The 252-nt window shown below is 62.3% G+C and carries 1 protein-coding gene; it reads left to right on the forward strand.

The features are described from left to right. On the forward strand, positions 1 to 190 hold a 190-nt coding region (locus SB717_RS37975), incomplete at its 5' end, for a hypothetical protein (protein WP_410908338.1). Positions 191 to 252: the final 62 nt, after the last annotated feature.

Below are 252 nucleotides of genomic sequence, written 5' to 3' on the forward strand. Positions count from 1 at the left end.
CTGGCATAGCGCTTGTGCAGTCTCGGCTACACGACGCAACTGCGGCGCTTGCACGCGTCCAGCTCGGCGAGTGTACCGGCAGCAGCGAACAGCACGCCACTCACGGCAACAGCCACGGGCGCGATTCATCGCGACCCGCGCACTAACAGGCGTTCAAACGGACGTGGGACGTAAAAGGAACAAAGGATGATGCGGCAGCTTCGAACCAGTGAAATCGTTGTCCTGGCCATGCTTGCCGTCACCGGCTGCGGG

It is taken from the genome of Priestia sp. SIMBA_032, from assembly GCF_046535215.1.
GTDB lineage: Bacteria > Bacillota > Bacilli > Bacillales > Bacillaceae_H > Priestia > Priestia aryabhattai.